Consider the following 26,909-nt stretch of genomic DNA (forward strand, 5'->3'; position numbering starts at 1 on the left):
TATCCTTTCTGCAGCGTCACATTAAGCTTCTTCATGATGCCGGCGTGGTGGTAATGGTCCAAAATATTGATAAAATTGACATTCGATATTCCCGTTGAACAGCTTGCGCCGCTTGTCCGCAGGACGACCAAAATAATGCTCAAATTGACGACTTGGCGTAATAACAAACATCGACCAGGTAGGCAACGTTTTCATCATAAAGCCCATCTGACGGTTCAAACGTTCGACTTCTTCTTTCTCAAGCAGTCGTTCTCCATAAGGAGGGTTGGTAATCATAACACCGTACTCGCCCATAGGCCTTGCTTTGGCGAGCGGTGCAACCTTAAATTCAATTTCTTGTCCAAAGCCTGCGCTCTTGGCCGCCGCTTGAGCCAGCTCAATCGCTTCCGGATCGATGTCTGAGCCATACAGCTGCAGCTCAATATCGTCCTTGACGGCGTCAAAGGCTTCATCTCGGGCTTGCTCCCAATCTTCCTCCGGAATACATGACCATGCTTCGGAAGGGAAGGAGCGGCGCAAGCCAGGCGCAACGTTCCAGCCAATCATGGCGGCTTCGATCAGCAATGTGCCTGAACCGCAGCACGGATCATAAAGCGGCCGAGACGGGTTCCAGCGTGATAACAAGACAAGAGCTGCTGCCATCGTTTCTTTGAGCGGAGCTTTGCCGATCAGCTTGCGATAACCGCGCTTATGCAAGCTTGGGCCTGTTGTATCAAGCACCAGTGTCGCAATATCATTATGGAGGATGACTTCGATCCGGTAATAAGCGCCCGTTTCTTCAAACCATTCCGTATGGTAATGTTCTTTCAGCTGTTCTACAATCGCCTTCTTTACGATTCCTTGGCAAGCAGGCACACTTGACAGCTGCGACTTAAGTGAGCGTCCTTCTACAGGAAACTCTCCGTCTGCTGGAATCCATTCATGCCAATTTACTGCTTTAGTACCTTGAAATAAATCTTCAAACGTATGGGCGGGGAATTCAGCCATCTTGACCAAGATGCGGTCTGCTGTGCGCAGCCACAGATTGGTGCGGCATATATCGATTGGACCGCCTTTAAAATTTACTTTTCCGTTCTCGACTTGAACGTCCTCGTAGCCTAGATCGCGCAATTCACGTGCGGCGATAGCTTCCAGACCCATGGGGGTCGTTGCAATAAGAGACCAAGGTTGATTCATCCCTGATGTTCACTCCGTTCTCATTCAGCGTTGCTTTTGCATTTGTTAATAAGATGTTAACTTGTGTTCACATGGGAACCATCATATCATAATTGAGGGAGGTTGTGAAAAAAATGACCATGCATAACGTAGAGACATATTTAGATGGATTATATGCTGAAGATGCCGAATTAACTCGAATTCAGCGTTCCATTGAACACAATGGGATGCCTGCGATATCAGTAGCCGAAAGTTACGGAAGATTGCTGACCATGCTGGCGAAGATGTCTGGGGCAGAGCACGCGCTTGAGATTGGCGCGCTGGGTGGTTACAGCGGATTGTGCATACTGCGAGGCATAGCAGCGTCAGGCAAGCTTGTCTCGTTAGAGCTGCGGGAAGAATATGCGGCACTCGCACAGCAGAACTTAACGGCTGCGGGAGTTGGCGAACGTGTGGAATATCGCATCGGCGAAGCTATACATGCGTTGGAAGCGCTGGAAGCAGAAGGACGCAAGTTTGACTTCTTCTTTATTGATGCGGATAAAGAAAATTATCCGAATTATTTGGAGTGCGCTATTCGACTGGCAAGACCCGGAGCTATTATTGCAGCAGACAATCTGATGCTGCGTGGTCGTACGCTGAACTTGGACAAGCAAGGACCCTCTGTACTGGCAATGCGCCATTTTAATGAACGAATGGCTCAAGATGAGCGTCTGATGAGTACGATGCTGCCAGCTTATGACGGTCTTGCGATTGCAATCGTACGCTAATAACGCAAAATTACTAAACATGAAGCAATGTAAACATTTCTCATCTCCCGTTTTTGACGCTTGTGTTATAATGGGACATATTTTTGAGGCAAGAGCTTAGACTAGTAGAGCATAGCTTAGACGGAGGCAGAGACAGCATGAAAAATGAGCAATGGACTTCGAAGATTGGATTTATATTAGCGTCAGCAGGATCTGCTATCGGGCTGGGGGCAATTTGGAAATTTCCAAATGTCGTAGCAACGAGCGGAGGCGGCGCTTTTTTTCTTGTGTTTCTATTATTTACGTTAGGCATCGGCCTTCCGCTGCTGCTTGCGGAATTTGTTATCGGTCGCAGTACAGGCAAAGAAGCAGTTTCTGCCTATAAAGACTTGGCGCCAAAGAGTCGTTGGCACTGGATTGGTTATTTAGGTATGGCAACGTGTTCGATCTTGTTATCCTTTTACAGTGTAGTAGGCGGCTGGATTGTCCTTTATTTTATCAAAGCGCTGACAGGCCAACTACTGCATCATGGTGAGGATTACGGTGTTCTTTTCCAAACGACGACCAGCGATCCGTATATGGCTGTGCTATCTCAGGCAGGTTTTATGCTGCTTACGATTCTAATCGTTGCCAGAGGTGTAAAGGGTGGCATCGAGAAGGCGAGTCGTATTATGATGCCAGGGCTATTCATTATATTTGTCATTCTCATGATCAGATCCCTAACGCTGCCAGGGATGGGAGCAGGACTTACTTATTTTCTGAAGCCTGACTTTAGCCGGATGACCTCGGAAGCGGTGCTGTATGCGTTGGGGCAATCGTTCTTCTGCTTAAGCGTAGGGGGTTCCTGCATGGTAACGTATAGCTCCTACTTAGGAAAAAAGGACCCATTGGGCAAACCGGCGCTGACAGTCGTAGGGCTAAATTTGATGACGTCCTTAATGGCCGGCATCGCGATTTTTCCAGCGTTGTTTGCTTTAGGTATGAAGCCCGCGGACGGACCGGGGCTGTTGTTTATTACGCTGCCTGCAATGTTCGAGAAGCTGCCGTATGGCACGCTGTTTATCGCAATCTTTCTAGCGTTGTTCCTGTTTGCAACGCTAACCTCAGCGTTTTCGCTGCTTGAGATTGTAGTGGCTGCGTTTGCACATGGCGAACCGAAGCGTCGGCGCAACATGTGCTGGCTGTTCGGGACCATTATTTTCTTGCTCGGCGTGCCTTCTGCTTTGTCATTTGGCATGGAAGAACTATCCTTCATGGGCAAGACCGTATTCGAATGGGCGGACTTTGCCGTTACCAATGTGATGCTGCCTCTTGGGGTACTGTTAATCTCTGTCTTTGTCGGATATCGCTATCCGAAGGAGCGTCTGCAGACAGAGTGGTCAAGCATAGCTCCGGCATGGCGCACAGGCTTGCGTGTATATTTGTTTATGCTGCGGTTTGTGCTGCCAATTATCGTATTAATTGTGTTTCTGAACGGGATGAAGTGGCTGCCTTTGTAATAGATGCGTAACCATCAGGGGAGCTATGGCAGCATGAATGGAGGAAGTTGTCTTGGAAACGAAGGAGCAATGGACGTCGAAACTGGGCTTTATACTGGCGTCCGCCGGGTCAGCAATCGGACTTGGCGCAATATGGAAATTCCCAAATACAGTGGCAACAAGCGGGGGCGGGGCTTTCTTCCTGCTCTTTATACTGTTTACACTGCTGATAGGGATGCCGCTCTTGATAGCGGAATTTGTAATTGGACGCAGTACAGGGAAAGAAGCGATCTCTGCTTATCGGAAGCTTGCACCCGGAACCAAGTGGCATTGGGTAGGCTATTTAGGCATGGGAACCTGCTTTTTGCTGTTATCCTATTACAGCGTAGTTGGCGGCTGGATCTTGTTGTATTTTGTACGAAGTATATTTGGCAGTTTGCTGCATGCGGGCAATTCGTACAGCCAGCTGTTTGCGGACACAGTATCTGATCCGTGGCTGGCTGTACTGGCCCAATTTGGCTTTATGCTTATTACGATTCTTGTGGTTGGACAAGGGGTTAAGAAGGGGATTGAGCGTGCAAGCCGTCTATTAATGCCTGGTTTGTTCATCCTGTTTTTGGTGCTTATTGTTAGATCCTTGACACTGCCCGGCATGGAAGCAGGAATTCGTTATTTCCTCATGCCTGACTTTGAACATATGACGGGCAAGGCGATTCTGAATGCGCTAGGGCAATCGTTCTTCTGCTTGAGTGTAGGGGTATCCGTAATGGTAACCTACAGTTCCTATTTGAACAAGAAAGAGTCACTTACACGTTCCGCCGTTTCGGTGGTCGGATTAAACGTGCTTACTTCCTTTATGGCGGGTCTGGCAATCTTTCCTGCGCTGTTTTCGCTGGGGATGAAGCCAGCGGAAGGGCCTGGTTTGCTGTTTGTTACGCTGCCGGCTGTGTTTGAGCAAATGATGGGTGGTTCGATCTTTATCGCGATCTTCCTTGCCTTGTTTTTATTTGCTACATTCACTTCGGCATTCTCAATGCTCGAAATTTTGGTTGCGGCATATGCAAAGCCCCAAGTACACAATCGTAAAAGACTAAGTTGGATATTCGGCTGTATTATTTTTGTTGTTGGGGTTCCATTTGCACTTTCGTTTGGTGTATTAGGAGATGTAACGTTGTTTGGCAAGTCTTTATTTGATGCGGCAGACTATCTGGTTACGAATGTATTAATGCCAATTGGAGTTCTATTGATTGCCTTGTTTGTCGGTTACCGTTTCCCAAAAGATAGATTAGTCGAAGAGATGAAGACAGAACCTTTGTGGTGGCGCAAGAGCTTGGCTGCCTACGTGTTTATGCTTCGTTATGTGATTCCGGTTATTATTATTATCGTCTTCTTAAATGTGCTGGGTCTGCTCCCGTTAGGCTCCTAAATATTGCAATACAGCAAAAAGGCTGGCGCTTAGGCGCCAGCCTTTTTGCGTGATGCTTCGTGTGACCTGTACATGATGGATAACGAACGCTTAGTTTACGGACGAACGGAAGATCGCGAACGGCTGTATAGGGAATAACGCACCCAGATTACATTCAGGAATAAAAAGATGCCGGACATAATAAACAGTCCTTCGATGCCAATAAAACCGGATAATGCTCCGCCAACGATTGGGCCAATCGCATTGCCGAGTGCCAACGTACTGCTGTTAAAGCTGTAGGCGCGACTCTCCATGCCATCAGGCGTGTACTTGCGAATTAACGAATTGACGGAAGGCATTAATCCACCCATAAACATGCCCAGTAAGAAACGAATGACAAGAAGCTGCCATACGGTACTGACAAAGGCCTGCGGAATTAGGGTGCATGCCGCACCTATTAAAGAAAACATCAGGATACGATGAGATCCAACCTTGTCGCTTAGTCGGCCGAGGAGCGGTGAGGCAATCATATTAGACAGGCCTGTAACCGCGCTGACGAGTCCCGCCAGAAAAGCGAGATTCTCACGTGATCCGTGCAAATCCTGAACGTAGAGCGGCAAGAGCGACATCGGGCTCAACATGGCAAATTGGAGCAAAAATGTTACCGCAAACAATGCAGTAAGCTGCGGAATTCTGCTAAGCTGCTTAAATCCTTCGACTACTGATATTTGCGGCTTGGCCATTGCTTCTTCCTTATTGAACTGCTCCTTTACCATCAACAGCGCTAACATCGAACCGATAAATAGAAGCGTGCCTGTGATGTAGAAGATGGGGCGATATCCCACCCAGTCGGCCAACAAACCACCAATAAGCGGACCAAGTATGGTACCTGCGACAGCACCGGATTGCAAGACACCCATCGCAAACCCCATTTGCTTCTTGGGGGTTGTAGAAGAAACGAGCGCCACGGCAGCAGGATTAAAGCCCGAAATGGTACCGTTCAGCATGCGCAGCAGCAACAGATGAAGGGGACTTGTCGCAAAGCCCATTAACACTGTAACCACAGCCATACCAAACCCAGAACGAAGCAGCATTACTTTCCGTCCGTACTTATCAGCAAATTTTCCCCAAATCGGCTGGAATATAAACGAGGTGACAAAGTTGCCCGCAAAGATAAGCCCAGACCAGACACCGATCTGGTGTTGATCTGTGAGACCGATATCTTGCTGCAAATAAAGCGCAAGAAAAGGAACAACCATCGTCATTCCTGCCATAACTAGAAAGTTGCCGAACCATAAGATGATTAGATTCAACTTCCATTGCTGCATAACGATTCACCGCTTTCTCAGGTCACCGTTCGTCCGATACCAACAACTGGATCCTATTATATCACACTTCGGACATATCGCTTTCGATAACTTCATTGGGAATAGGGAGTGAGTATTTTTATTAGATCTCATTTTCTTTGTAATAACGAACTATACATTTGATATCAGCGTTCTTAAAAAGCTTCGGCCATTTGGCCTCGTTCCATTCTGAATATCTCATCTTATTGCGTACATGCATACCTACACCGATTACATCAGCCTCCTTTTCCTGAACACTTTGAACAAATTGATTAAACTTCCGTTGAAGTGTTTCCTGAATCAGTGCCTCCGATATTTTGTCTTCTGGCGTTGTTTCACTCATAGGCGTTGTTAATGTACTGGTGATGTGAAGCCGAATAATGATCTTAGGGACAGGTGCAGTATGTACGACTTCTATAGAACGCCTTGATTTTGCGTTGTCCAAAATGATCGGTTCATTTCCAGGAAGCTGGTTCTCATTAATATAAAAAGCTCCTTTAATACTGTGATTTCGCAGCAAGAGCATATAATTCACTTCCTTTTCAGGTACGATCCCTATCATTTTGCCGCCCCTGAACAAGGACATCCCTCCAATGACCGCATCATTCTTTAGCTTTACGATACTGGTAATCGGTTCAATGCCAAGCTGCTGCTGATCTCGTACGAAGTTAAACACGGTGGATAAGGAGTAATCATTAATTTTTTGCAGCTTTTCCAGCAAAAGATACAGGTGAAAGTCTGTTAGGTCTTCCTTTTGCTGTAGAAAATCTTTGGCTTGTCCCTCATACACCAAAATTCGGCTCGTTAAAGGAAACTTAGGCTGAAATAATAAATTGCTGATCACTTTAATTACATCAGACTCAGCAATTTCTCTACTAATAATAATGTTTCGGACGTGACCCACGACTAAGGCAAACCGTGATTGCAGCGTAAAATGATTGTAAGCCTCTGTGAAATCATGCGCCATGTAACCTTGATAGGTCGACTTGGCTTTACCTTCCGCAAGCGGTTCTGCATACATGATGCCAAAAAAATATTGATTCGGGTCATCGGTTTTGTCGATGGTGATGGTCTGAATATAGCCGTTCTGGTTAATGATACGTTTTGCCTGACAGGATACCGTTAACGATGCCAGGGCAACAAGCACCAGCATAGTCATAATTACACGTTTCATCCCGGATTTACCCCTTTCTGCTGGGAGGATGAATGGGGTTCGACCGGATGATCAGATGCATTAGCTTGAAGGGGCTTATATGGCAAGCACAGCAGCAAAACGATGTATATGATCAACAAGCTAAAGCCAGCCGCACCTTGTACCGTTGTGACGATTTCACGCTGTGCTTCATTAAGCGGCACATGACTTAGCAGCACCAATACGAAGCCAAATGCGACATAGTTATGCAGCTTATGGTCATTTTTTTGCATCTGCTTAAGCCCTTCATTCGCACCCCACAAATATAAGCTGCTGCTTAAGAGTGACGAGAATAGAAAGAAAATAAACAATAGATCGGTTAAATATTCTAATGTGGACAGCCTAGTAGCTCCATATAGGCGCAGAACAACGTATCGTACGTTTACAAGATGGTAGTGAGAAAGCAAGCCTTGAGCGAGAATGCAATACATCGTGTAATAACAACCAACAAGGGTTAAGGCTCCGGTTGTATGACGAATCCATTTGGTATCAGGAGAGATATGTGGACTCATTATCAGCAGCATTTCAAATCCTAAAAAGGCGCTGATTACCTGTAATGCCCCTTTTATTGTCCATTCCCCGCCTTGTAGGAAGAAGGGTGTTAAGCGGGTTAAGGTAAAATCGTTAAATTGCAGCAGTTCCAGGGCAATAATCCAGATGGACAGCAGAAACAGAACGATCGACGTTTTAGACATCGTATACAACCCATGATAGGAAATATACAAAATAACCACGATCATAATCGTCCCTGTCATGGTGATATTAACGGTGACGTCATTGGTGAACTGCAGCATCTTTACATAGGTGAACACGATATCAAAGGCGATACAGATGTAAAGAATAATGGAAAAAGAAATAAGCGGGTGAGCGATCCATTTTGGAAAATGGTGCTGCAGTACTTGGAAGATAGATTGGCGCTTATGTTTGTGCAGGCCCACATACATCAGTCGCATAACGCCGATCATTAGCAGCGTATAACCAATCAACATGATCCAACTATTTGTTCCAAATTCTCTAGTTACGACAGACGGCAGTTGAAAGAACAGCACTCCGCGTACAACCATAAAGATGAGAGTGGCAACGGCGTATCCTTTTAGCTGCGGGTTCATGAGTCAGACTCTCCTTTAGGGGATGTAGATGAATCAGCTACAGTGTGCGGCAGCTTTTCTTTACTTAAAAATGCAAATTGAAATAGATTATCTAGCAGTACATATTCTTGTTTAAGTGTCCTTAGATGGCAGACATGTGTAACAAACAGGGCAATAAATAAAAAAATACCAAAGTAACCTAAATATCCAGCAAGAATAATGCTGACAAATCGCAGAATCCTCATGGACGTCTCCATCGTGTAATTGGGCACAATAAAGGAGGACAACGCGCTCGCTGCTACGGCTACAATTAGTACGTTACTGGCCAAACCAGCTTGTACGACGGCTTGACCGATTACAAGACCACCTACGATGCCTATCGTCTGAGCAATCTTTGTGGGAAGCCTGGCCCCTGCTTCACGCAGCAGCTCAATCACACCCTCCATCAACAGTGCCTCAACCATGGGTTCAAATGGAACACGCAGCCGCGATTCCACGATGGTTTGCAGAAGCGAAGGCGGGACAAGCTGATAATGATAGGTTGTAACGGCTACGTAGAAGGCGCTAAACACAAGCGATAGGGCAAAAGCAACAAACCGCAGTATACGGATAAATAAGCTGAAGTGCCATCGTTCATATGCATCGCCCGATACGGCAAAAAAGTCGGTTAAACGAGCAGGCGCTATAATAACGGTCGGACTTTCACTTGTAATAATAGCTACTTTTCCATGAATTAGATGATTGCTGACTACATCTGGTCGTTCTGTTCCAAGCCACTGCGGAAATATAGAATACGAATTGTCTTCAATCCGTTTTGCGATGACGTTGCCGTCAAGCGCCTGCTTTAATTTGAGCTTGGATAAACGTGTTATGGCTTCATCAACCACAGGAGGATGAGCGGTGCCTTCCAAATAGAGCAAGTATGCGATAACAGGCTGATATCGACCAACATCAAACTTATGAACTTTAAGGGAATGAGAACGAATACGTCTGCGAATAAGCGAGATGTTTGTAGTGGATTGCTCTACAAACGCGTCGTGCGGCCCAGTTATGATCGCCTCTCTATTGGACGATTCTATGGCACGAGAGTCAGGACTTCCTGCCGAGATGCGATATATTTTGCCGCAATATATTCCACCTAGCTCACCATCCAGCACGGCTTCCTCCAGTGTTTGGAGGATTTGCTCCGGCGTCTGGCCCTCTACTTCATTCCAGACGTGTATGAGACGCTGCAAACCCACAGTCGTGGATGCATCTTCAAAGAAACGTGATACCAGTTCGTGATATTGCGATTTGTCCAGCAGATGGTCAAAGTAATAAAGGGTCATCTGTTTATCAGCTATATCCTGTATTGTCAAATCAGCGCAGTCCTGAAATCGCTGGAGAAAAAGGGCGTTCCAGTCGATATCCTCTTCGATGGTCCCGTAAGTTGACATAGTCACAGCTCAGATACCTCCTTCATACCATGATTAGCCTTTAGGGTGTGCAAGAAAAAGGATTTTATGAGTTTCCTCTTTGAAACATACTCGTTCATTAAGGTGATGTGTGCTCGATTGCAAGTCAGACGAGACAGAAAGGTTATTTACAGCAGGACTATAATTAAGGTATATGGACATGATTCATCCGGTTCATTTCCGTACGAATGTCAACAGATTGTCATAGCTTCATAGAAGGGTGTAGTTGTGGCGAGATGAGAAACAGGGCATAATGGTAGCGGTAGGTTGTTCCAAAAAGTACATTATTCCATTCAAGGTGAGGATACGTAAATGACATATAATGATCGATTTATTCGTGCATGCCGCAAGGAGCAGGTAGACCGTCTTCCGGTATGGTATATGCGTCAAGCAGGCAGATATGATCCGGATTATCGCAAAATAAAAGAGAAGTACAGCCTGCTCGAAATATGCCAACAGCCCGAACTTGCTGCAGAAGTGACAATGATGCCGGTGCGTAAGCTGGGTGTAGATGCAGCTATTTTGTACTCTGATATTATGAATCCGGTTGCTTCTATCGGCGTAGACTTTGATATTGTGGCGCAGGTAGGACCTGTTATACACGATCCGATCCGCACGAAAGCACAGATAGATCGTTTGCGTCCAGTTGATCCAGAAGGAGATCTGGGTCATATTCTGGAAACGATTCGTATTCTGGATCGTGAACTGGATGTTCCGCTTATTACGTTTGCAGGAGCACCGTTTACGATTGCAAGTTATTTAATCGAAGGAAAACCTTCCAAATCGTACATCCGTACGAAGACGATGATGTATGAATCGCCGGAATTGTGGTTCTCCTTAATGGATAAGCTTGGGGACATGGTTATTGAATATGTGCGCGCCCAAGTCAAGCATGGAGCAAAGGCGTTCCAATTATTTGACAGCTGGGTTGGATCGTTGTCGCCACGTGATTTCTCTACCTATGTGCTGCCGACGATGGAGCGTATCTTTCATGCGGTGTCTGACCTTAATGTTCCCAAAATTTATTTCCCAGGTGTAAGTTCGGGAGAACTGCTGCCGTTACTGCATCAATTGCAAACGAATGTAATCGGCTTAGACTGGCGCGTATCAATAGAAGAGGGACGTCGCAGATTGGACCATAAGTTTGCTGTTCAGGGCAACTTAGATCCTTATTTATTAACAGGACCAATGTCTGTTATAGAACGAGAAGCCAAGCACATTATGGATCTTGGCATGAAAGAACCGGGCTTTATTTTTAACTTAGGGCATGGATTATTTCCAGAAGCTTCATTAGATAAATTAAAGCAGTTGACAGCGTTCGTTCACCGTTATTCTGAAGAACAGTTGTCCAAGCTGAAGTAAGGAGGCATGTAGGATGAGTAAACGCAAAGTTGGCGTGCTGGTCATGTCGTACGGCACACCGTCTGGAATGGATCAGATCGAGGCCTACTACACGCATATTAGACGCGGAAATCCGCCTTCTGCGGACCAATTGGAGGAGCTTAGCTCCCGCTATGAGGCAATTGTAGGCGGCGTATTCCCGTTGAGAGAGCACACAAATTTACAGGTTGCTGCTTTGCAAGCCGAGCTTGACCAGCGCACTTCTGCACAGGATGTACAGTATGTGTGCTATCAAGGGCTGAAGCATGCTGCACCGTTTATTGAAGACGGCATCGCGAGTATGGCGCAGGATGGAATACATGAGGCTATCGGTATTGTATTGGCGCCGCATTATTCCGTCATGAGTATTGGCGGATACTTAAAGCGCGCGAAGGAAGAAGCGGAGAAGCATGACATCGATTTCCGTGGAGTGGAAAGCTATCATTTGCATCCGAAGCTGGTGGAAGCTTTGGCGATCCGCGTCAAAGAGCAGCTGGAAGCGTATGAGCAAGAAGGCGTCAGCAGTGAAGACGTTCATGTATTATTTAGCGCACATAGTCTGCCAACTCGGATACTGGAGATGAATGATCCTTATCCAGCGCAGTTGCTCGAGACGTCCGAGGCGATTGCCGAGCAATGTTTTCTAGATGAAGACCAGTGGCGATTCACGTGGCAAAGTGCCGGTCAGACAGGAACGCCGTGGTTAGGTCCGGATATTTTGGACACGCTGCAAACCGTCAAAGCGGAAGGCAAGACACATGTATTGTCTGCTCCAATCGGCTTTGTATCCGACCATCTGGAAGTGTTATACGATCTGGACATTGAGACTACTCAGCGAGCACAGGAACTTGGTGTGGGCTTTAAGCGCACGCGTTCCTTGAACCATGATCCGTTATACATTCAGGTGCTGGCCGATTCCGTTATGCTTGCAGAGCAATAAGAACATAACGGTGGTCCAATCTTTTGAAGTGAAATGAATTCGAATGATGCAGAAAGAAGGGCTCATGATGAACGAGCGTCAAGACATCGTCGTGATTGGCGGGGGTCTGACAGGATTGTCCGCAGCCTATTACGCTTGGCAGAAGGCTCAGGCCGAAGGAACATCCATATCGATTACTATTATCGAAAAAGAAAAGTCATTAGGCGGCAAAATTAATACGCTGCGACGTGACAATTGCGTCATAGAGAAAGGGCCTGATTCATTTCTGGCGCGCAAGCTGCCGATGGTGGAGCTCGCTCAATCGCTTGGGCTTGAATCAGAGCTGGTAGCAACAAATCCACACGCCAAAAAGACCTATATTCTGTGTCGTGGCAAGCTTCATCCGATGCCGCCAGGGCTAGTTCTGGGCATCCCTACACAATTAAAGCCGTTTATGAAGACTGGATTAATTTCTGTATGGGGAAAAGCAAGAGCTCTGCTTGATCTGGTGAAGAAGCCTCGAGAATCAACAGAGGACGAGTCACTTGGCAGTTTTCTTGATCGTCGCTTGGGCCATGAAGTGACATCCCATGTGGCCGAGCCATTGCTTGCTGGCATTTACGCAGGCGATCTGAGTAAGTTAAGCTTGCAAGCTACGTTCCCACAGTTTGAGGAAGTAGAGCGCAAGCACGGCAGTCTGATTCGCGGCATGATGGCAAATCGGAAGCAAGGGCAGTCGCTGCCAGGTCTGCCTGATGTAGCAAAAGGAACGATGTTCTTGACATTTAAAAATGGTCTGGGCTCACTTGTTGATCGGCTGCGGGAACAGTTGAGTCCGCACGTAAACATCCGCAATGAGGCTGAGGCTGTTCAGCTTAATGTCTTGGAGGATGGGACATATGAGGTTCTGCTTTCGGACGATACGAGCATCGCGGCGCAGCAGGTCATTCTCACAACACCTGCCTTTGACACGGCTCCATTGCTGCGGCCTTATCTGGATGTGTCGATGTTAGATAATATCCATTATGTGTCTGTAGCTAACGTTGTCAGTGCATTTGACCGTGCGAAGCTGAAGAATAAGTGGGACGGAACAGGCTTTGTTATCGGACGAGAGGAGAAGCGGGCAATAACCGCTTGTACCTGGACGTCAATCAAATGGACACACACGAGTCCAGAAGACACGATGCTTATTCGCTGTTATGTAGGCAGAGCAGGCGATGAAGAGCGCGTTGACTGGCCTGATGAAGCATTAAAGCGAACCGTTAAGAATGAATTGAAGCAGCTGCTGGACATTGAGGTAGAGCCGAGATTTATGGAGATTACGCGGCTTCATCGTTCAATGCCGCAATATCCGGTCGGGCATGTGCAAAGTCTGGCTCAATTCCGCTCCCGACTTAAAGAGGAGCTGCCAGGTGTGCATATTGCGGGATTCGCATACGACGGCATTGGTATGCCCGATTGTATCCGTAGTGGGCGTACCGCAGGTGAGACTGCTGTAGCACAGGTAAAGACACATACGGCAGAAGCTGAATCTGCGGTAATGTCAGAAGCAACGGCATTCTGACCCAAGCATGCGGAATCAATTTACAAGATAAGAGGATTGGCTATGGGGTGTTGGAACCATAGTCAATCCTCTTGTTTTTTATTGAGCAGTTTATTTGTTACAATGAGGAAAATAAGCAGGAAGCGTGTAATACGGGGGAAAGAACTAGATCAGTTAGGAGGGATTCATGTGGAGACTCGACTAGTGGATCGGTATGGCAGAGTTCACGATTATTTGCGCATTTCCGTGACAGACCGTTGCAATTTGCGCTGCTTGTATTGCATGCCGGCAGAGGGAATGGAATTTATGTCGCAGAATAAGCTGCTAACAGACGATGAGATAGAAGAAGTAGTACGAGCAGCAGCTAAGCTGGGTGTTCGCAAGATCCGTCTGACAGGCGGAGAGCCGACTGTCCGTCCCGGCTTGCCCCAATTGATCAAACGTATCGCGTCCATCCCAGGTATTATAGACGTTGCTTTAACGACCAACGGCCTGTTATTGGGAAATATGGCGGCGCATTTGCATGCAGCAGGTTTGCAGCGAGTTAATATCAGTATTGACTCCTTGCAGCCAGAGCGTTTCAAGCAGATGACGAGGGGCGGAGACTTGAGTAAAGTGCTTACGGCGATTGAGAAATGTGTCACGATTGGCTTTTCTCCTATCAAGCTGAACGTGGTGCTGGTACGTGGGTACAATGAGGATGAATTTGATGATTTCCTGCGGCTTACAGTTGATCAACCGCTTAATGTGCGGTTTATTGAGTATATGCCAATCGGAGGTAGACAAGCAGACTGGAAGCAGAATTACCTTTCACTCGAAGAACGACTTTATGCAAGCGAATTAGGCAGATCAGCAGTACCGATCGCAAAACCGGACCACGGTGGGCCTGCGGAATATTATCGTCTGCCCAATGCTTTAGGCAGCTTTGGGCTCATTCACCCCGTGAGCGAGCATTTCTGTGATACGTGCAATCGTCTGCGTTTAACCGCAGACGGGTTCTTGAAGCCTTGTCTGTACTGGTCCGACGAATTCCAAATCCGCCGATATATCGGAGATGAGCATGCATTAATGGATGCATTAATACGATCACTTGATGCTAAACCGTTGAATCATGAGATGGCACGTGAGTTGTCAGGGCAGCAACTGTCGCATGAGCCGACAACCCGTACGATGTCACAAATAGGCGGGTAAATGCCGGGAGCCATTGACAGGCAGCATCCGTGAAGGCATATTCAGGATAATCTATAAAGGAGGCAGACCTTATGGAACCATCGCAGACTGATTATCAAGCACGATTTCAGCGTAATCCCCTTACAATCTATGAAGCACAGCACGCGTTGATTCATCGAATCAATAGTGAATCTGTTGAAGTCATCCCATTGGAGCAGGCTTATATGCGGCGCACTGCACAGGCAATCAGAGCTAACATGCCAGTTCCGCATTTCCAGCGCTCTATGATGGACGGTTTCGCTGTGAAGGCAGAGGACACTCGTAACGTTAAGCAAGACATAGCTGCTCAGTTGCAGGTCGTGGGCAGCATAGCGTGCGGAGACGTATGGAAGAGGCCGGTTGAGACAGGCGAAGCTGTACGCATTATGACGGGGGCCCAACTGCCTGAAGGGGCTGATGCGGTCATCAAGCTAGAGGCGACATCAGATTTGCAGCGGCGGACGACGGGGCAGTCCGTGGATGATAGGATCCTTGTCCATCAAGCCGTGAGCATAGGCGAGAACGTTAATGCTATCGGCACAGAAATGGTGGAAGGACAGCTTCTGATCGAGAAAGGCAGTCGATTGGAAGCTGGCGAGATGGCCTTGCTTGCGATGTTTGGTTATGAATATGTTCATGTGTACACCAAGCCGAGAGTAGCCATTATCTCTACCGGTCATGAGTTGTTGTCTATAAGCGCCGATATAGAGGCTGGAAAGATAAGGAACAGCAACAGTTATATGCTTTTGGCTCAAATTCAGGAAGCAGGCGGTACGCCATATTTGCTCCCGCATGTGGCAGACGATCAACATCAGCTGACTCAGTTGTTACAAGAAGCGCTTCAAGAATATGATGCGGTTATTACAACAGGCGGGGTTTCTGTAGGAGATCACGACATTTTGTATGATTTCACGCAAAATTGGGATGGCGAGCTATTATTTAACAAGGTGCAAATGCGCCCAGGCAGTCCTTCAACGGTTGGGTTTCTCCATGGAAAGCCGCTATTTGCGTTATCAGGCAATCCGAGCGCCTGCTTTGTCGGATGTGAGATGTTTGTGAGGCCAGCGCTCTTACGGATGCAAGGTGTTTCTGAACCTTATCGGACTCCGCTGAGAGGTAAGCTGGAAGAATCTTATCATGTATCGGATACGTTTGTGCGGTTTGTAAGAGGGGTAATGCGGACGCAGGAGGACGGCGCAGTCGTTGTTCGACCTGCCGGTGTTGATATGTCGAGTGCGACAATTTCTATTATGAAGGCCAATTGTTTGTTTGTGGTGCTGCCTTCACCGTCAGGACTTAAGAAAGGTACAATTGTTGATATAGTCCCGCTTAGACTATTCAATTAACGTATAACTGCTACATATATGCCTTTATACACAAGCCGAGAGCTCCTGATCGGAGCTCTCGGCTTAACGATCGCATCGACTTTATTCCTCCCACTGGATGAGCGTCGGATACGCTGCCAATATCGATTCGTATTGAGCCTTAATCCCGAAGGTTCCCTCCGGGTCCAGTTGACGATATCGTTCATACTTGTACAGCCTGTCAACAGGATTGGACCACCCGAAGTGCTGGATTCGTGCGGGGTGGCATGCATAGGGCAGCCGTTCAATCTCTATCGGGAATCTGCCACAATGTTGATTGGTCTGCAGCCAAGTATATCGAATATGCGGCCGATAACGAACTAAGAAAGGCCGATAAATACGATGGGCTGTCCAATATGGATCTTCCCGAAAGTGATCAGCATCCCACATATCAAATAATCGGAAGTAGAACACATCTGCAAATTGTTGACGCAATAGAGCCTCAATCTCATGATTAAAGCTGAATTCAAACTGCTCATCTGCATCTAGATTAAGAATCCAGGACGGGCGTGTTGCAATCGTTGCTTCCCATTGCTGCTTGCGCAATTCGTGCTCCCGCTCGAATCGTGAGCTCTCATTATGTACAATACGATGCGGGATAGATTGCAAGAAGTACGCACATATATTTATTGTCTGGTCGGTGCTGCCATCATCAACGATGACAGCCTCGTCAATGTAGGGAAGATGCCGCTCCAGCATTTGAGGTAAATAACGGTCTGCTTCATTCTTTACGACCATGGACAACGTTAAACGATAAGAGGAGCTTCTCCCTGCTTTCATGGCCACTGTCTGGATTCAGAAGGCTTACTTGATGATGTACCAAGTGTAGCAGGCCGTCCATTTTCTTTAATAGTGGAAGATACCTGAACCTTGTGCTTGCTATCGAGCGGCGATGAATCTGGATTGATGTCGCATGACCGTAAATAAGCTGCCAGATTATTAAGGTCAGATGGACGATATAGATGAAAGGCAGGTTTACGTGTATCCACATAGAGTTTTAGGCCAAGTGCGGCTGCTCTGACACAGAAATGCCGATCTTCACCCCAGAATGACACATTTGGAATTTCCGCAAACGACACTCCAGCCTCCAATGCCTTCCTTTTAATTAAAGTACACGCTCCTAGCCCACCGACTTCATAAATGCCAGGCTGACGAAGCTGGGCTAGCACTTGAAATAGACGCCGATTGGTTTCCTCTTCCGTTAACTTTTCATTGCGGCCTTTTGGAATGAGCGAGTATACGTCTTGTACCCATACTTGTGGCATTTCAACGGTTCCCGGTTCCCATATTGTCCAGAATATGTTTGCTATAATATCCTTCTCCGTGGCCAGCAGCCTATCAACCGTGTCCGGGTGGAGGACCAGATCGGAGTCAATCAGAAACAAGGCGTCTACTTGATCTGCCAGGGCTGCTTGTATGCAGAAATCTTTCATTGCCGCAACACGCCATACCAGATGTTCATTCCAGAAATGTGTTGTTTCATTGCATTCATAGGCTACTTTTTGCTGTTCACTTCTGTAAATGCGCACAGCAGGGTGTTCCCGCTGGAATTTCAGTAGTAATTGACGTGAATGTTCATCGTCATTATCGTCAAAGAAGGCAAAGCTCGCTGTATACGATTGCTGGTGCAAGCGGCTCAATGATTCAAGCCAAGCCTCCAGTATATCTGGTCGCTGACGAATAGGGCTGGCAATTAGTACGCGCTGTTGTTCCATGGTACGACCTCCATTATTTGCGGTTGGTTCATTGTATGACGAGTCTGCTGGTTATAGAGTAGGTTTTTGGAAAAGGTTCATGTAAAATAAGAGAGGTGCACGTGAATGCATAGATATATGCAGATGAAATAAGCAAATTGATACAAGCAGACAAGCCCTATATAGATGAGGGGGAAAATAGATGGTTACACCTTTGAAGAATATTCATAATGCTGAACGATATTCAAGGCAGGAACGATTTGCTCCGATTGGGGTGGATGGTCAGCGCAAGCTAATGGACAGCCGTGTATTAATTGTAGGAGCAGGGGCTTTAGGATCAGGTGTCGCTGAAATGTTAGTGCGGGCCGGAGTGGGACATGTGACGATTATCGATCGAGATTACGTCGAATGGAGCAACCTGCAGCGGCAGCAGCTATACACGGAGCAGGATGTGCATGAGCGACTGCCTAAGGCGATAGCTGCTGAGCGAAGACTACAAGCCGTCAACAGCGGCGTAGAGATTCAAGGCATCGTAGCGGACGTTACCGTGTACGAATTGGAGCAATGGGCTGCTGGACAGCATCTAATTTTGGATGCAACTGATAATTTTGACACACGAATGCTCCTGAATGATTATGCGATGAAGCATAACGTGCCCTGGATTTACGGTGCATGTGTTGGCAGCTATGGCATGTCTATGATGTTTGAGCCGGGGATAACGCCATGCCTGCATTGCCTAATGGATACGGTCCCGATTGGCGGAGCCACCTGTGATACTGCGGGTATTATTCCACCAGCCGTGCAGATGGTTACTGCATACCAGGCTGCAGAAGCATTAAAGTGGCTGAGCGGCAATCCGCTTGCACTTCGGCGTAAGCTTGTTTCGTTTGATCTGTGGACGAATCAAAGTACGGCACTTGATGTTTCGGCAGCACGTCGTGACGATTGTCCTTCTTGTGGCAAGGATGCCGCTTATCCATACTTGGAAGCTTCGAACCACCGCAAGACCGATATTTTGTGCGGACGGGATACGGTACAGATCCGTCCTGCTCAGCCTCAGCAGCTTCCAATAGCAGAAGTGGCTGCACGTCTCCGTCATGTATGGGGGCCTACGGTTCATAGTAATGATTACTTGTTGTCTGTTCCAATCGATCATTATCGCTTAGTGATGTTTAAAGATGGACGTATTTTAGTACATGGGACCAAAGACCCTGTAGAAGCCAGAACGATTGCTGATCGAGTGTTCGGTTAAGCAGTGCAGCGGAACGAAGAGAACACCCATCCGTATTCTACTTGATATGAGTTATCGCAGCGAGCCACGGAGGTGATGCTCTCTACGTTTATAACCAAGTAGCAAGGAGAGTAGGCGAAGTGAGACAATCGAGAACCGAGCGCAAGCTTCATGAGAAGCAGCAGCGTCAGCGCAGGCGAGGCAGATTGTTTGCCTTTAATCTGGGCCTGGCTGCAGCTATCGTTATAGTAGCGTTGTATGGTTGGTATTCAGGTCAACTTGTGATCCCTGAAAGCCACTCTACATCGCCTCAATTCCAACATGATCAGTCAAGCAAGCAGGAGACTGGGGCTTCCAGCAACCATCAGCTTGAACACCAGCAAGAATCTCAAGATAAACCAGGAGAAGATAAGAGTGAGGAGAACGCTCCACAGAATCAGGCTGCTTCAGAACCTATTGGGGATAAAGGTATGACCGCCAGCGAAGGTGCTGGATTAAAGGAGTCACATGAATCCATTTCATCAACTGAATTAACTGAGTCAACTGGATCGATGGAAGTCAAGTCTCCGCTGTCCTCATTACCTGATGATCAGAATGGCAAGCGTCTTCCAACTGGCGATGTCGTTCGATTTACTTTTGTTGGCGATATCATCAATGCGGGAAAAGTAGCAGATGTTGTAGCGAAATCGGGGTATCATTATCCATATTCTTATGTGAAGTCGATCTTCCAACAAGATGATCTGACGATCGCTAACGTAGAAACACCAATTACGAAGCGGGGAGTTCCCGCCCAGCATAAAGAGTTTGTATACAAGTCATCCCCCAAAATGGCCAGTGCTATGAAAGAAGCGGGAATTGACGTTGTTAATCTCGCAAACAATCATGTCATGGATCAAGGAGAAGAAGGTCTAATAGATACGTTTGCCGCACTGCAAGGGGCTGATATCCGCTATGTTGGCGCAGGCAAGAATGGGATAGAGGCTTATCAACCTGTCATCGTAAAGCGCAATGGGATGTCAATCGCTGTCCTGGGGTTTAGTCGTGTGATTCCTGATGTCAGCTGGTATGCAGGCAAAAATAAGCCAGGACTTGCAGCAACGTATGATCCAACAAAAGCACTGGAATCGATTCGCAAGGCGAAGCAAGCTGCAGATATCGTCATCGTAGTTGCCCATTGGGGCAAAGAGAAAGTCGACTATCCAGTTAAACACCAGCAAGATCTTGCCCATGCTTACATTGATGCTGGCGCTGACCTGATCATTGGCGGGCACCCGCACGTCCTGCAAGGGTTTGAGCCGTATAAGGGAAAGTGGATTGCTTACAGTATGGGTAACTTTATTTTTACACGTGCTACACAACCTAAAACGTGGGAGACGATGGTGCTGGAAGCTGAGTGTACTAAAAATGGCACATGCAAGCTCCAAATGCATCCCTATTATACAGAGCTTGGCCGAGCAGTTCCGCTCATAGGAACCAAGGGGCAAGCACTGATATCGCGCATGGAGAGCATTTCTTTTCAAACTAGAGTTGATCGTTATGGACATGTAACGAAGCGTTGACCAATAGTCTACATTAGAGGGGCGATCGAAATGAACATAGGGCCAACGGCAGGGTTGTCTAGTGAGGACACTGTTAATAGGAGCACCGGAATAGAACGAATCACAGTGGATGAAATAGTGCTGCAAAAGGATGCTCCGACAAAGCGTCTAATTCGCAACGTATATTGCATTGGGCGTAACTATAAATTGCACGCGGCAGAGCTTGGCAATGCCGTTCCTGCGGAGCCGATGGTGTTTATGAAGCCGTCCCATGCATTGACATGGCTGGATGGGCAGCAAGGACTGCCGCTTCCATTACATAAGGGTGCTGTACATCATGAGCTTGAGCTAGTACTGCGCATCGGACGACAGGTAGAACCGGGAATGACGGCTGACGTGGCCGTTGATGGCTTGGCATTAGGCATTGATTTTACACTTCGCGACGTGCAGGACGTGCTAAAGAAGCAAGGGCATCCGTGGCTTGCGGCGAAGGGGTTTCTTCATTCCGCACCACTCACGCCATTTATGGCGTATCCAGGAACAGAAGCAACGATTCATACGCCATTTCAGCTCAAGTTAAATGGAAAGACGGTGCAGCAGGGAATTGCAAGTGATATGATATTTAATTTTGATGATTTGATTCAATATGTTGCCATCCACTATGGATTAGGTGAAGGTGATCTTATCTTTACCGGCACACCTGCAGGGGTTGGTGCTGTGCAGGCAGGGGATACGTTGGAGTTGTTATGGAATGGCGAATGTGTAGGAAAGGGTCTTATTCAGACTACGGAAGTGAAGTGATCGTCATATGGATTGGTTGATTGGGCTGGCAGGAAGTATTATCGTTGCCGGACTGGCATATCGAAAAAGATCTTTGACGCAATCGGGCGCACTGGCGGCGGTTGTCATGGGGACGGTTTACTATGGAAGCGGGAGCTTGATCTGGTTTGGGCTGCTGCTGACCTTTTTTATAACGTCGACATTTTGGTCCAAATGGAATAAACGAAAGAAAAGCCGCTTCGATCAGATCTATGAGAAGACAGGGGAAAGGGACGCTCATCAGGTCATGGCCAATGGTGGCCTCGGCATGTTGCTATGCGTCTGTAATGCTATATTTCCGCACCCCGGATGGCTGTTCTCCTTTGCAGGTGTCATGGCTACCGTTAATGCAGATACATGGGCCACAGAGATTGGCAGTCTTAGTCGATCTTTGCCGCGCTCCGTGCTGACTGGCAAGCGAGTGCCTGCAGGAACTTCAGGGGCTGTATCCACGATCGGGACAATAGCTACCATACTGGGTGCTGCGACAATTGGGGGTGCTGCTGTCGTTTGCCTGTACATTGCTGCTGATCCGGCATTTTCAATCCCATATCAATGGAGTCTGCTAATCTTGATTGGCATATGCGGCACGGTTGGTGGTATCGTCGGCGCTTTTACCGATTCATTTCTTGGGGCGACGATTCAAGCGGCTTACCATTGTGAGAAGTGTGGTGCGAACACGGAGAGAACGACTCACTGCGGGCAACCAACAACACTGGTGAAAGGTTTTCGCTGGATGACTAACGATATCGTAAATGGGGTTAGTTCGGTATTCGGAGGCGTGATAGCGTGGTTGATAGGCATATTTTGGTTATAAGCCATATAAATCGACAATAACGGCTTCCCATGTTATATTCGAAGGAGCAGCATCTAGAGCATTAAGCCTGATAGGCAATTGCCGAAGGAGGTGAGCCGGTGAGTTACGGTCAAGGAGACAAACTGCATTTGATACTGGATGCGGCTTATGAACTCTTCGGTTCCGATGGCTTCTACGAAACAAAGATGTCCGATATTGCCGATAAGGCGGGCATTGCCAAAGGAACGCTATATTTGTATTTTAATAGCAAGGAACAGCTGTTTACGGCGATGTCGCAGCGTGATTTTGATCATTTTCTAGGTGATTTGGAGTTTGGTTTGAACCAATTCAACTCGCTGGAAGAGCAATTGCGATTTATTGCAGGACATCATCTAAGATATTATTATGAGCGTAAGCGATATACGAAGTTATTTTTTAAAGCACCTAATAACGACCCGGATATGATGGAAGTGATTCGGAGCTTTATGCAGCGTTATATGAACCTGATGGCAAATGCGTTTGCACAGTTTGGGCTGCTTGAACCCATGCTGCATGCGAAGTCTTATGCTGGCATGTTAGATATGATTAAGATGGACATGATTTTTAGTCCGGAATTTGTCGAGCAGGACATGGACAAGCGTGTCCAATTTGCAGCCGAGCTGTTTATGAACGGATGCAAGTCTGACCTCAGGTGATGAAGAGTGTAATCGTGTAAAGGGAGGACCTCTGGTTCTCCCTTTTTATAAGATTCAGGGTAAGTGCTAGGAACAGCAGGGATAGTTAGGAAATGGAGGCTTACAGCAGCATGCATGTAATGACGATTGAGCAGCTTAGTAAAAGTTACGGGGAGAAAACGTTATTTAAAGACGTTTCTTTTGGCATAGAGAAGGGAGATCGCTTCGGGATCATCGGAGTAAATGGGACAGGTAAGTCCACATTTTTGAAGACGATAGCAGGGTTGGAGCCGATCGAGTCAGGCAAGATGATGAGAGGCAGCAGCGTATCGGTAGAATACGTGGCACAAGAACCGGAGTTTGATCCGTCGTCAACGGTGTTGGATACGGTAATGAGCGGCAGTTCTCCTGAGATGACGGCCGTTCGACAATACACAGAGGTGCTGGAAGCGCTTAGCCTTCATCCGGAGGATGCCACGCTCCAGAATCGATTGGTCAAAGCAAGTGATGACGTGGATCGTTTACAGGCATGGCAGTTGGAAAGTGAAGCCAAGACCATTCTGTCTAAGCTGGGAATCCAGCGTTATCAAGCCAAGATGGGGGAGCTATCGGGTGGACAACGCAAGCGAGTGGCACTAGCTGCCGGGCTTATACATCAAGCTGATGTTCTCCTCTTGGATGAGCCTACGAACCACGTAGATAATGAGACGGTAGCATGGTTGGAGTCGATGCTGCAGAAGCGGACTGGCGCCCTGATTATGATTACGCATGATCGGTATTTCCTAGACCGGGTTGCCAACAAGATGATTGAGCTGGACCAGGGGAACGCTTTTTTTTATGAAGCAAACTATACACGGTTTCTGGAGTTGAAAGCAGACCGTGAAGCGCGCGAGGCATCTGCCGAGGATACGCGACAGAACATATTGCGTCGGGAATTAGCTTGGATCAGACGTGGTGCGAAGGCACGTACGACTAAGCAGAAGGCACGTATTGAACGTTTTGAAGAGCTGAACTCACAGGGGCCTGCGCAGCGTGATTCCGGAATTGAAGTCTCAACTGCCAGTGCTCGTCTTGGCAAAAAGATTATGGAGATCGATGCACTTCGCGCAGAAGCGGACGGACGGGTGCTGTTTCAAGATTTCTCTTATATTGCGGTAGCGGGCGACCGGATTGGAATAATCGGGCTGAACGGCAGCGGTAAGTCTACGCTGCTGCAAATGATTGCCGGGCGCCGCGAGCCTGAGGCAGGTTCAGTTGTATTAGGCCCGACAGTACGTATTGGCTACTTTACGCAAGAGCATGAAGAAATGAATGAATCGATGCGTGTGATTGAATATATACGAGAAGCGGCAGAGACTGTGAGTACTGCGGAAGGTGAGACGATTAGTGCAGCGCAAATGCTGGAACGGTTTATGTTCAGTCCAACGATGCAGTGGACCGTGATCGGCAAGTTGTCTGGCGGCGAGAAGCGTCGCTTGCAGTTGCTGCGTATGCTCATGACTGCGCCTAACGTACTTTTGCTTGATGAGCCAACCAACGACTTGGATGTGCAGACGCTCGCTGTCCTGGAACAGTATTTAGATGACTTCCCCGGTATTGTCATCGCGGTGTCACATGATCGCTATTTCTTGGATCGGGTGGCGGAGCGAATCTGGTCATTTGAACAGCAGAATGTCCATCAACATGTTGGAAATTATTCCGAATACATGGAGTGGAGAGCAGCGAGTGGAATGCCTTCCTTGAGCGAGAGTGCACTAAATGTATCACCTGCTGCTACAAAGTCTGCGGATGTACAAGTGGATTCGGCGGGAACAGAGGGTGCTGCGGGACGGCAAGAGCGTAAGCCAAAGTTAAAGATGTCTTACAAGGATGAACGAGAGTATGAACAGATTGAAGGCTGGGTCACTGACACAGAAGCGTTGCTGGAACGGATCACCCGTGACATGGAAGCAGCTTATAGCGATTCCTCTCGTCTACAAGAGCTCATGAAAGAGCAGCGGGAAGCAGAGTCTAAGTTAGAGCAGTTGATGGATCGATGGACCGAATTGAGCGAGTTGGCGGAGCAGATTGAAGCTTCTAGAGGCTCGTAATAGAGACAGCATTAGTCAAAGACAACCCAACGATTTGCTATAGCGGTTGTTGCTCCCATAGCTAGACATCAATAAAAGGGTTTTACGCGGCGACCGCTTCTTGGTATTCTATAGGGGAGCGGTCGCTTACTAGGTTAGAATACTAGGCTAAGAATGCAGGATTAAGATCGCTCGCTCTTAGCTTCATGGCAAAGGGGGAGTAAAATAACGTCTCTATGTTTTTTGAAATAAATAGAACAACACGAAATATTATGGTAATATGTAGGTGGTTGATTCCTATACATAATCCATTAAGTGAGGTGTACCCGTTGACTGATATCTCCGCTTCAACGCTAACGTCGGGGCCGGGGGAACTGATACGAAGTAAACGAATAGATAAGCAGATGACATTACCCCAAGTTTCCGACTTATCAGGCATCCCCGAAGGAACTTTGAACCTAATCGAATCAGGCGAGTCAACAGCCCCTGAGTTCCGCAGCTTCTTAGCTATTGCTTCTACCTTACATATTCCGATCGAAGAGATTACAGAATCCTATATCGAAGTAGAGGGCGGCCCGGAGTCCTTGTTTACCGTTCTGAAGGAATCGATTCCGAGATCGTTGCCTATACCATTAATTATGAAAATTGCTACTAATTTCCTCGATATCAATCAGCGTGAAACCTCTGAAGAGTCCGTTGAACGATTATATGCTCTTGCAACCGAAACACAAGAGATTCCCCGAAAACTTGCCTTGTTTAAAGTGATTAGCCAGTTCACGGACGATCACAGTATTCGCCCTTCTTTGGCTAAGTCATTGCTTCAATCCTATCTTATTGAACGCGGTGATTTACGGAGACTAGGAGATACTTACGAATATGGACGAAGTATTCAATATCATGCAAAATTACTTCCAGTAGATGACCAAATCGTGTATTACTACAAGATCGGAGTACATGCTTACCACTTAGGTAAGTACGAAGAGTGCATCCAACACTGTAAGGAAGTCCTCACCCTTGATTACTCTGAAGGGACAACTAAGGCAGAGGCCCTGTTATTATCTGCATCAAGCTATTTCCTATTAGGCCTTTTTGATAGCGCCGAAAAATACGTCCGCACTCTAAAAAAATTTAATTTTCCTTGGCTGAACGATCAAGTGGGTTACTTACAGGCCAAAATTGATAGTAAGAAAATTAGTATCGACTTAGCCATTCTACAGTTAGAGGAATTTTTGGATAAACACCCACATAAAGTTGTTGTCATGTATGATTTACTAGATTTGTACCTAAAACAACATGACGTGGATGCTATCGAAAGATTAATCAAACACGAGAAAGACTTTATCGACTTCACGTCAACTAATCATCCACTATTGATTTCTGAACATGCTGATTATTTCTCAAAGAAAAGCGAGTATTATTTTACTATTAATAAGCCTGAACAAGCCTTCCATAATTTGTTTAAGAGTATTATAATGTTTATATCTGTTGATAGGCACCGTGAGGCATCGAAAAGCATCGGTATGCTGTTAAGCGCGATGAGTAGATTCCCTAATGCACTTCACAGTTTTGAAAAAGAATTTCATCAGGTTATTGAGTACTTACAGAACAACAATAACAAGGGAGGCGCCTTCATATGAAAAAAGGAAGAAAAATCGCCCAGGTAGTTTTAATGACCGTTTCACTAGTTGCTGTAATCACTCCATTAGTTGCAAGTGGAGTAATTGTTTCGTGGTAATTAGCTTTCACAATTTTTTTTAATCAACGTCACAGGCACCTAAACAGGTGTCTGTTTTTAATTTGGTAGTA

Annotated in this window: 22 protein-coding genes; 15 read left to right on the top strand and 7 right to left on the bottom strand. The window is 46.9% G+C overall.

All coding sequences use genetic code 11. The features are described 5' to 3' along the window. Positions 1-21: 21 nt before the first annotated feature. Positions 22-1,176 carry a THUMP domain-containing class I SAM-dependent RNA methyltransferase gene (locus MH117_RS01090; protein ID WP_239326541.1) on the bottom strand — a complete coding sequence of 385 codons (1,155 nt, stop codon included), beginning with the start codon at positions 1,174-1,176 and terminating at the stop codon, positions 22-24. 113 nt (positions 1,177-1,289) lie between these two features. On the opposite strand from MH117_RS01090, the gene MH117_RS01095 reads away from it, so the two are divergent. The 3 genes from MH117_RS01095 to MH117_RS01105 all read left to right on the top strand — a co-directional run bounded on the left by MH117_RS01095 (position 1,290) and on the right by MH117_RS01105 (position 4,808). Further along, positions 1,290-1,925 carry an O-methyltransferase gene (locus tag MH117_RS01095; protein ID WP_239326543.1) on the top strand — a complete coding sequence of 212 codons (636 nt, stop codon included), beginning with the start codon at positions 1,290-1,292 and terminating at the stop codon, positions 1,923-1,925. A 137-nt stretch (positions 1,926-2,062) separates the two neighbouring features. Beyond that, positions 2,063-3,403: a sodium-dependent transporter gene (locus MH117_RS01100; protein WP_239326545.1), complete on the top strand. Its 1,341-nt coding sequence runs from the start codon at positions 2,063-2,065 to the stop codon at positions 3,401-3,403. 52 nt (positions 3,404-3,455) lie between these two features. Further along, positions 3,456-4,808 (top strand): sodium-dependent transporter, encoded by a 1,353-nt coding sequence (locus MH117_RS01105; RefSeq protein WP_239326547.1) that lies wholly within the window; start codon positions 3,456-3,458, stop codon positions 4,806-4,808. A gap of 95 nt (positions 4,809-4,903) precedes the next feature. Here MH117_RS01105 and MH117_RS01110 read toward each other — a convergent pair whose 3' ends face one another. The 4 genes from MH117_RS01110 to MH117_RS01125 all read right to left on the bottom strand — a co-directional run bounded on the left by MH117_RS01110 (position 4,904) and on the right by MH117_RS01125 (position 9,849). Next, complete coding sequence (locus MH117_RS01110) at positions 4,904-6,115, bottom strand: MFS transporter (protein WP_239326549.1); 1,212 nt, start codon at positions 6,113-6,115, stop codon at positions 4,904-4,906. Positions 6,116-6,236: 121 nt separating this feature from the next. Next, positions 6,237-7,307 carry a Ger(x)C family spore germination C-terminal domain-containing protein gene (locus MH117_RS01115; RefSeq protein WP_239326551.1) on the bottom strand — a complete coding sequence of 357 codons (1,071 nt, stop codon included), beginning with the start codon at positions 7,305-7,307 and terminating at the stop codon, positions 6,237-6,239. Next, positions 7,304-8,434 (bottom strand): GerAB/ArcD/ProY family transporter, encoded by a 1,131-nt coding sequence (locus MH117_RS01120; protein WP_239326553.1) that lies wholly within the window; start codon positions 8,432-8,434, stop codon positions 7,304-7,306. Before MH117_RS01120 ends, MH117_RS01115 begins: the two co-directional genes overlap by 4 nt. Next, positions 8,431-9,849: a spore germination protein gene (locus tag MH117_RS01125; protein WP_239327715.1), complete on the bottom strand. Its 1,419-nt coding sequence runs from the start codon at positions 9,847-9,849 to the stop codon at positions 8,431-8,433. Before MH117_RS01125 ends, MH117_RS01120 begins: the two co-directional genes overlap by 4 nt. A gap of 330 nt (positions 9,850-10,179) precedes the next feature. Here MH117_RS01125 and hemE point away from each other — a divergent pair, with 330 nt between their 5' ends. The 5 genes from hemE (at position 10,180) to MH117_RS01150 (ending at position 16,264) form a co-directional block, all read left to right on the top strand. Then, on the top strand, positions 10,180-11,229 hold the full coding sequence (gene hemE / locus MH117_RS01130) for a uroporphyrinogen decarboxylase (protein ID WP_239326555.1): 1,050 nt from the start codon (positions 10,180-10,182) through the stop codon (positions 11,227-11,229). Between the two features lie 13 nt (positions 11,230-11,242). Continuing rightward, entirely contained in the window at positions 11,243-12,187 is a 945-nt protein-coding gene (gene hemH / locus MH117_RS01135; RefSeq protein WP_239326557.1) for a ferrochelatase, read from the top strand. Positions 12,188-12,254: 67 nt separating this feature from the next. After that, on the top strand, positions 12,255-13,730 hold the full coding sequence (gene hemG, locus MH117_RS01140; protein WP_239326559.1) for a protoporphyrinogen oxidase: 1,476 nt from the start codon (positions 12,255-12,257) through the stop codon (positions 13,728-13,730). Between the two features lie 168 nt (positions 13,731-13,898). Next, a complete protein-coding gene (moaA, locus tag MH117_RS01145; RefSeq protein ID WP_239326561.1) occupies positions 13,899-14,900 on the top strand; it encodes a GTP 3',8-cyclase MoaA in 1,002 nt (333 codons plus the stop codon). A gap of 71 nt (positions 14,901-14,971) precedes the next feature. Continuing rightward, positions 14,972-16,264 (top strand): molybdopterin molybdotransferase MoeA, encoded by a 1,293-nt coding sequence (locus MH117_RS01150; protein ID WP_239326562.1) that lies wholly within the window; start codon positions 14,972-14,974, stop codon positions 16,262-16,264. 81 nt (positions 16,265-16,345) lie between these two features. Here MH117_RS01150 and MH117_RS01155 read toward each other — a convergent pair whose 3' ends face one another. Next, positions 16,346-17,062, bottom strand: coding sequence for a glycosyltransferase family 2 protein (locus MH117_RS01155; protein ID WP_239326563.1), 717 nt, complete (start codon positions 17,060-17,062; stop codon positions 16,346-16,348). Further along, positions 17,059-17,997 carry a glycosyltransferase family 2 protein gene (locus MH117_RS01160; protein WP_239326565.1) on the bottom strand — a complete coding sequence of 313 codons (939 nt, stop codon included), beginning with the start codon at positions 17,995-17,997 and terminating at the stop codon, positions 17,059-17,061. The genes MH117_RS01155 and MH117_RS01160 overlap by 4 nt, the downstream gene beginning before the upstream one ends. Before the next feature lie 181 nt (positions 17,998-18,178). Between MH117_RS01160 and MH117_RS01165 the strand changes: the two genes are divergently transcribed. The 7 genes from MH117_RS01165 to MH117_RS01195 all read left to right on the top strand — a co-directional run bounded on the left by MH117_RS01165 (position 18,179) and on the right by MH117_RS01195 (position 26,740). Continuing rightward, complete coding sequence (locus MH117_RS01165) at positions 18,179-19,228, top strand: ThiF family adenylyltransferase (protein ID WP_239326567.1); 1,050 nt, start codon at positions 18,179-18,181, stop codon at positions 19,226-19,228. Positions 19,229-19,347: 119 nt separating this feature from the next. Next, positions 19,348-20,766: a CapA family protein gene (locus MH117_RS01170; protein ID WP_239326569.1), complete on the top strand. Its 1,419-nt coding sequence runs from the start codon at positions 19,348-19,350 to the stop codon at positions 20,764-20,766. Between the two features lie 30 nt (positions 20,767-20,796). Beyond that, on the top strand, positions 20,797-21,546 hold the full coding sequence (locus MH117_RS01175) for a fumarylacetoacetate hydrolase family protein (protein ID WP_239326571.1): 750 nt from the start codon (positions 20,797-20,799) through the stop codon (positions 21,544-21,546). Positions 21,547-21,553: 7 nt separating this feature from the next. Then, positions 21,554-22,381, top strand: a complete 828-nt coding sequence (locus MH117_RS01180; protein ID WP_239326573.1) for a DUF92 domain-containing protein — start codon at positions 21,554-21,556, stop codon at positions 22,379-22,381. Between the two features lie 98 nt (positions 22,382-22,479). Next, entirely contained in the window at positions 22,480-23,055 is a 576-nt protein-coding gene (locus MH117_RS01185; RefSeq protein WP_239326575.1) for a TetR/AcrR family transcriptional regulator, read from the top strand. A 110-nt stretch (positions 23,056-23,165) separates the two neighbouring features. Beyond that, a complete protein-coding gene (locus MH117_RS01190) occupies positions 23,166-25,124 on the top strand; it encodes an ABC-F family ATP-binding cassette domain-containing protein (protein WP_239326577.1) in 1,959 nt (652 codons plus the stop codon). Positions 25,125-25,507: 383 nt separating this feature from the next. Beyond that, a complete protein-coding gene (locus MH117_RS01195; RefSeq protein WP_239326579.1) occupies positions 25,508-26,740 on the top strand; it encodes a hypothetical protein in 1,233 nt (410 codons plus the stop codon). Positions 26,741-26,909 lie beyond the last annotated feature (169 nt).

This window comes from Paenibacillus sp. ACRRX (assembly GCF_022346885.1).
In the GTDB taxonomy this organism is placed as follows: Bacteria; Bacillota; Bacilli; order Paenibacillales; family Paenibacillaceae; genus Paenibacillus_B.

Coding starts and splice junctions, on each gene's coding strand:
- MH117_RS01090 (WP_239326541.1), bottom strand. CDS start 1,176: ATGAATCAACCTTGGTCTCTTATTGCAACGACCCCCATGGGTCTGGAA.
- MH117_RS01095 (WP_239326543.1), top strand. CDS start 1,290: ATGACCATGCATAACGTAGAGACATATTTAGATGGATTATATGCTGAA.
- MH117_RS01100 (WP_239326545.1), top strand. CDS start 2,063: ATGAAAAATGAGCAATGGACTTCGAAGATTGGATTTATATTAGCGTCA.
- MH117_RS01110 (WP_239326549.1), bottom strand. CDS start 6,115: ATGCAGCAATGGAAGTTGAATCTAATCATCTTATGGTTCGGCAACTTT.
- MH117_RS01115 (WP_239326551.1), bottom strand. CDS start 7,307: ATGAAACGTGTAATTATGACTATGCTGGTGCTTGTTGCCCTGGCATCG.
- MH117_RS01120 (WP_239326553.1), bottom strand. CDS start 8,434: ATGAACCCGCAGCTAAAAGGATACGCCGTTGCCACTCTCATCTTTATG.
- MH117_RS01125 (WP_239327715.1), bottom strand. CDS start 9,849: ATGTCAACTTACGGGACCATCGAAGAGGATATCGACTGGAACGCCCTT.
- hemE (WP_239326555.1), top strand. CDS start 10,180: ATGACATATAATGATCGATTTATTCGTGCATGCCGCAAGGAGCAGGTA.
- hemH (WP_239326557.1), top strand. CDS start 11,243: ATGAGTAAACGCAAAGTTGGCGTGCTGGTCATGTCGTACGGCACACCG.
- hemG (WP_239326559.1), top strand. CDS start 12,255: ATGAACGAGCGTCAAGACATCGTCGTGATTGGCGGGGGTCTGACAGGA.
- MH117_RS01150 (WP_239326562.1), top strand. CDS start 14,972: ATGGAACCATCGCAGACTGATTATCAAGCACGATTTCAGCGTAATCCC.
- MH117_RS01155 (WP_239326563.1), bottom strand. CDS start 17,062: ATGAAAGCAGGGAGAAGCTCCTCTTATCGTTTAACGTTGTCCATGGTC.
- MH117_RS01160 (WP_239326565.1), bottom strand. CDS start 17,997: ATGGAACAACAGCGCGTACTAATTGCCAGCCCTATTCGTCAGCGACCA.
- MH117_RS01165 (WP_239326567.1), top strand. CDS start 18,179: ATGGTTACACCTTTGAAGAATATTCATAATGCTGAACGATATTCAAGG.
- MH117_RS01175 (WP_239326571.1), top strand. CDS start 20,797: ATGAACATAGGGCCAACGGCAGGGTTGTCTAGTGAGGACACTGTTAAT.
- MH117_RS01180 (WP_239326573.1), top strand. CDS start 21,554: ATGGATTGGTTGATTGGGCTGGCAGGAAGTATTATCGTTGCCGGACTG.
- MH117_RS01190 (WP_239326577.1), top strand. CDS start 23,166: ATGCATGTAATGACGATTGAGCAGCTTAGTAAAAGTTACGGGGAGAAA.
- MH117_RS01195 (WP_239326579.1), top strand. CDS start 25,508: ATGACATTACCCCAAGTTTCCGACTTATCAGGCATCCCCGAAGGAACT.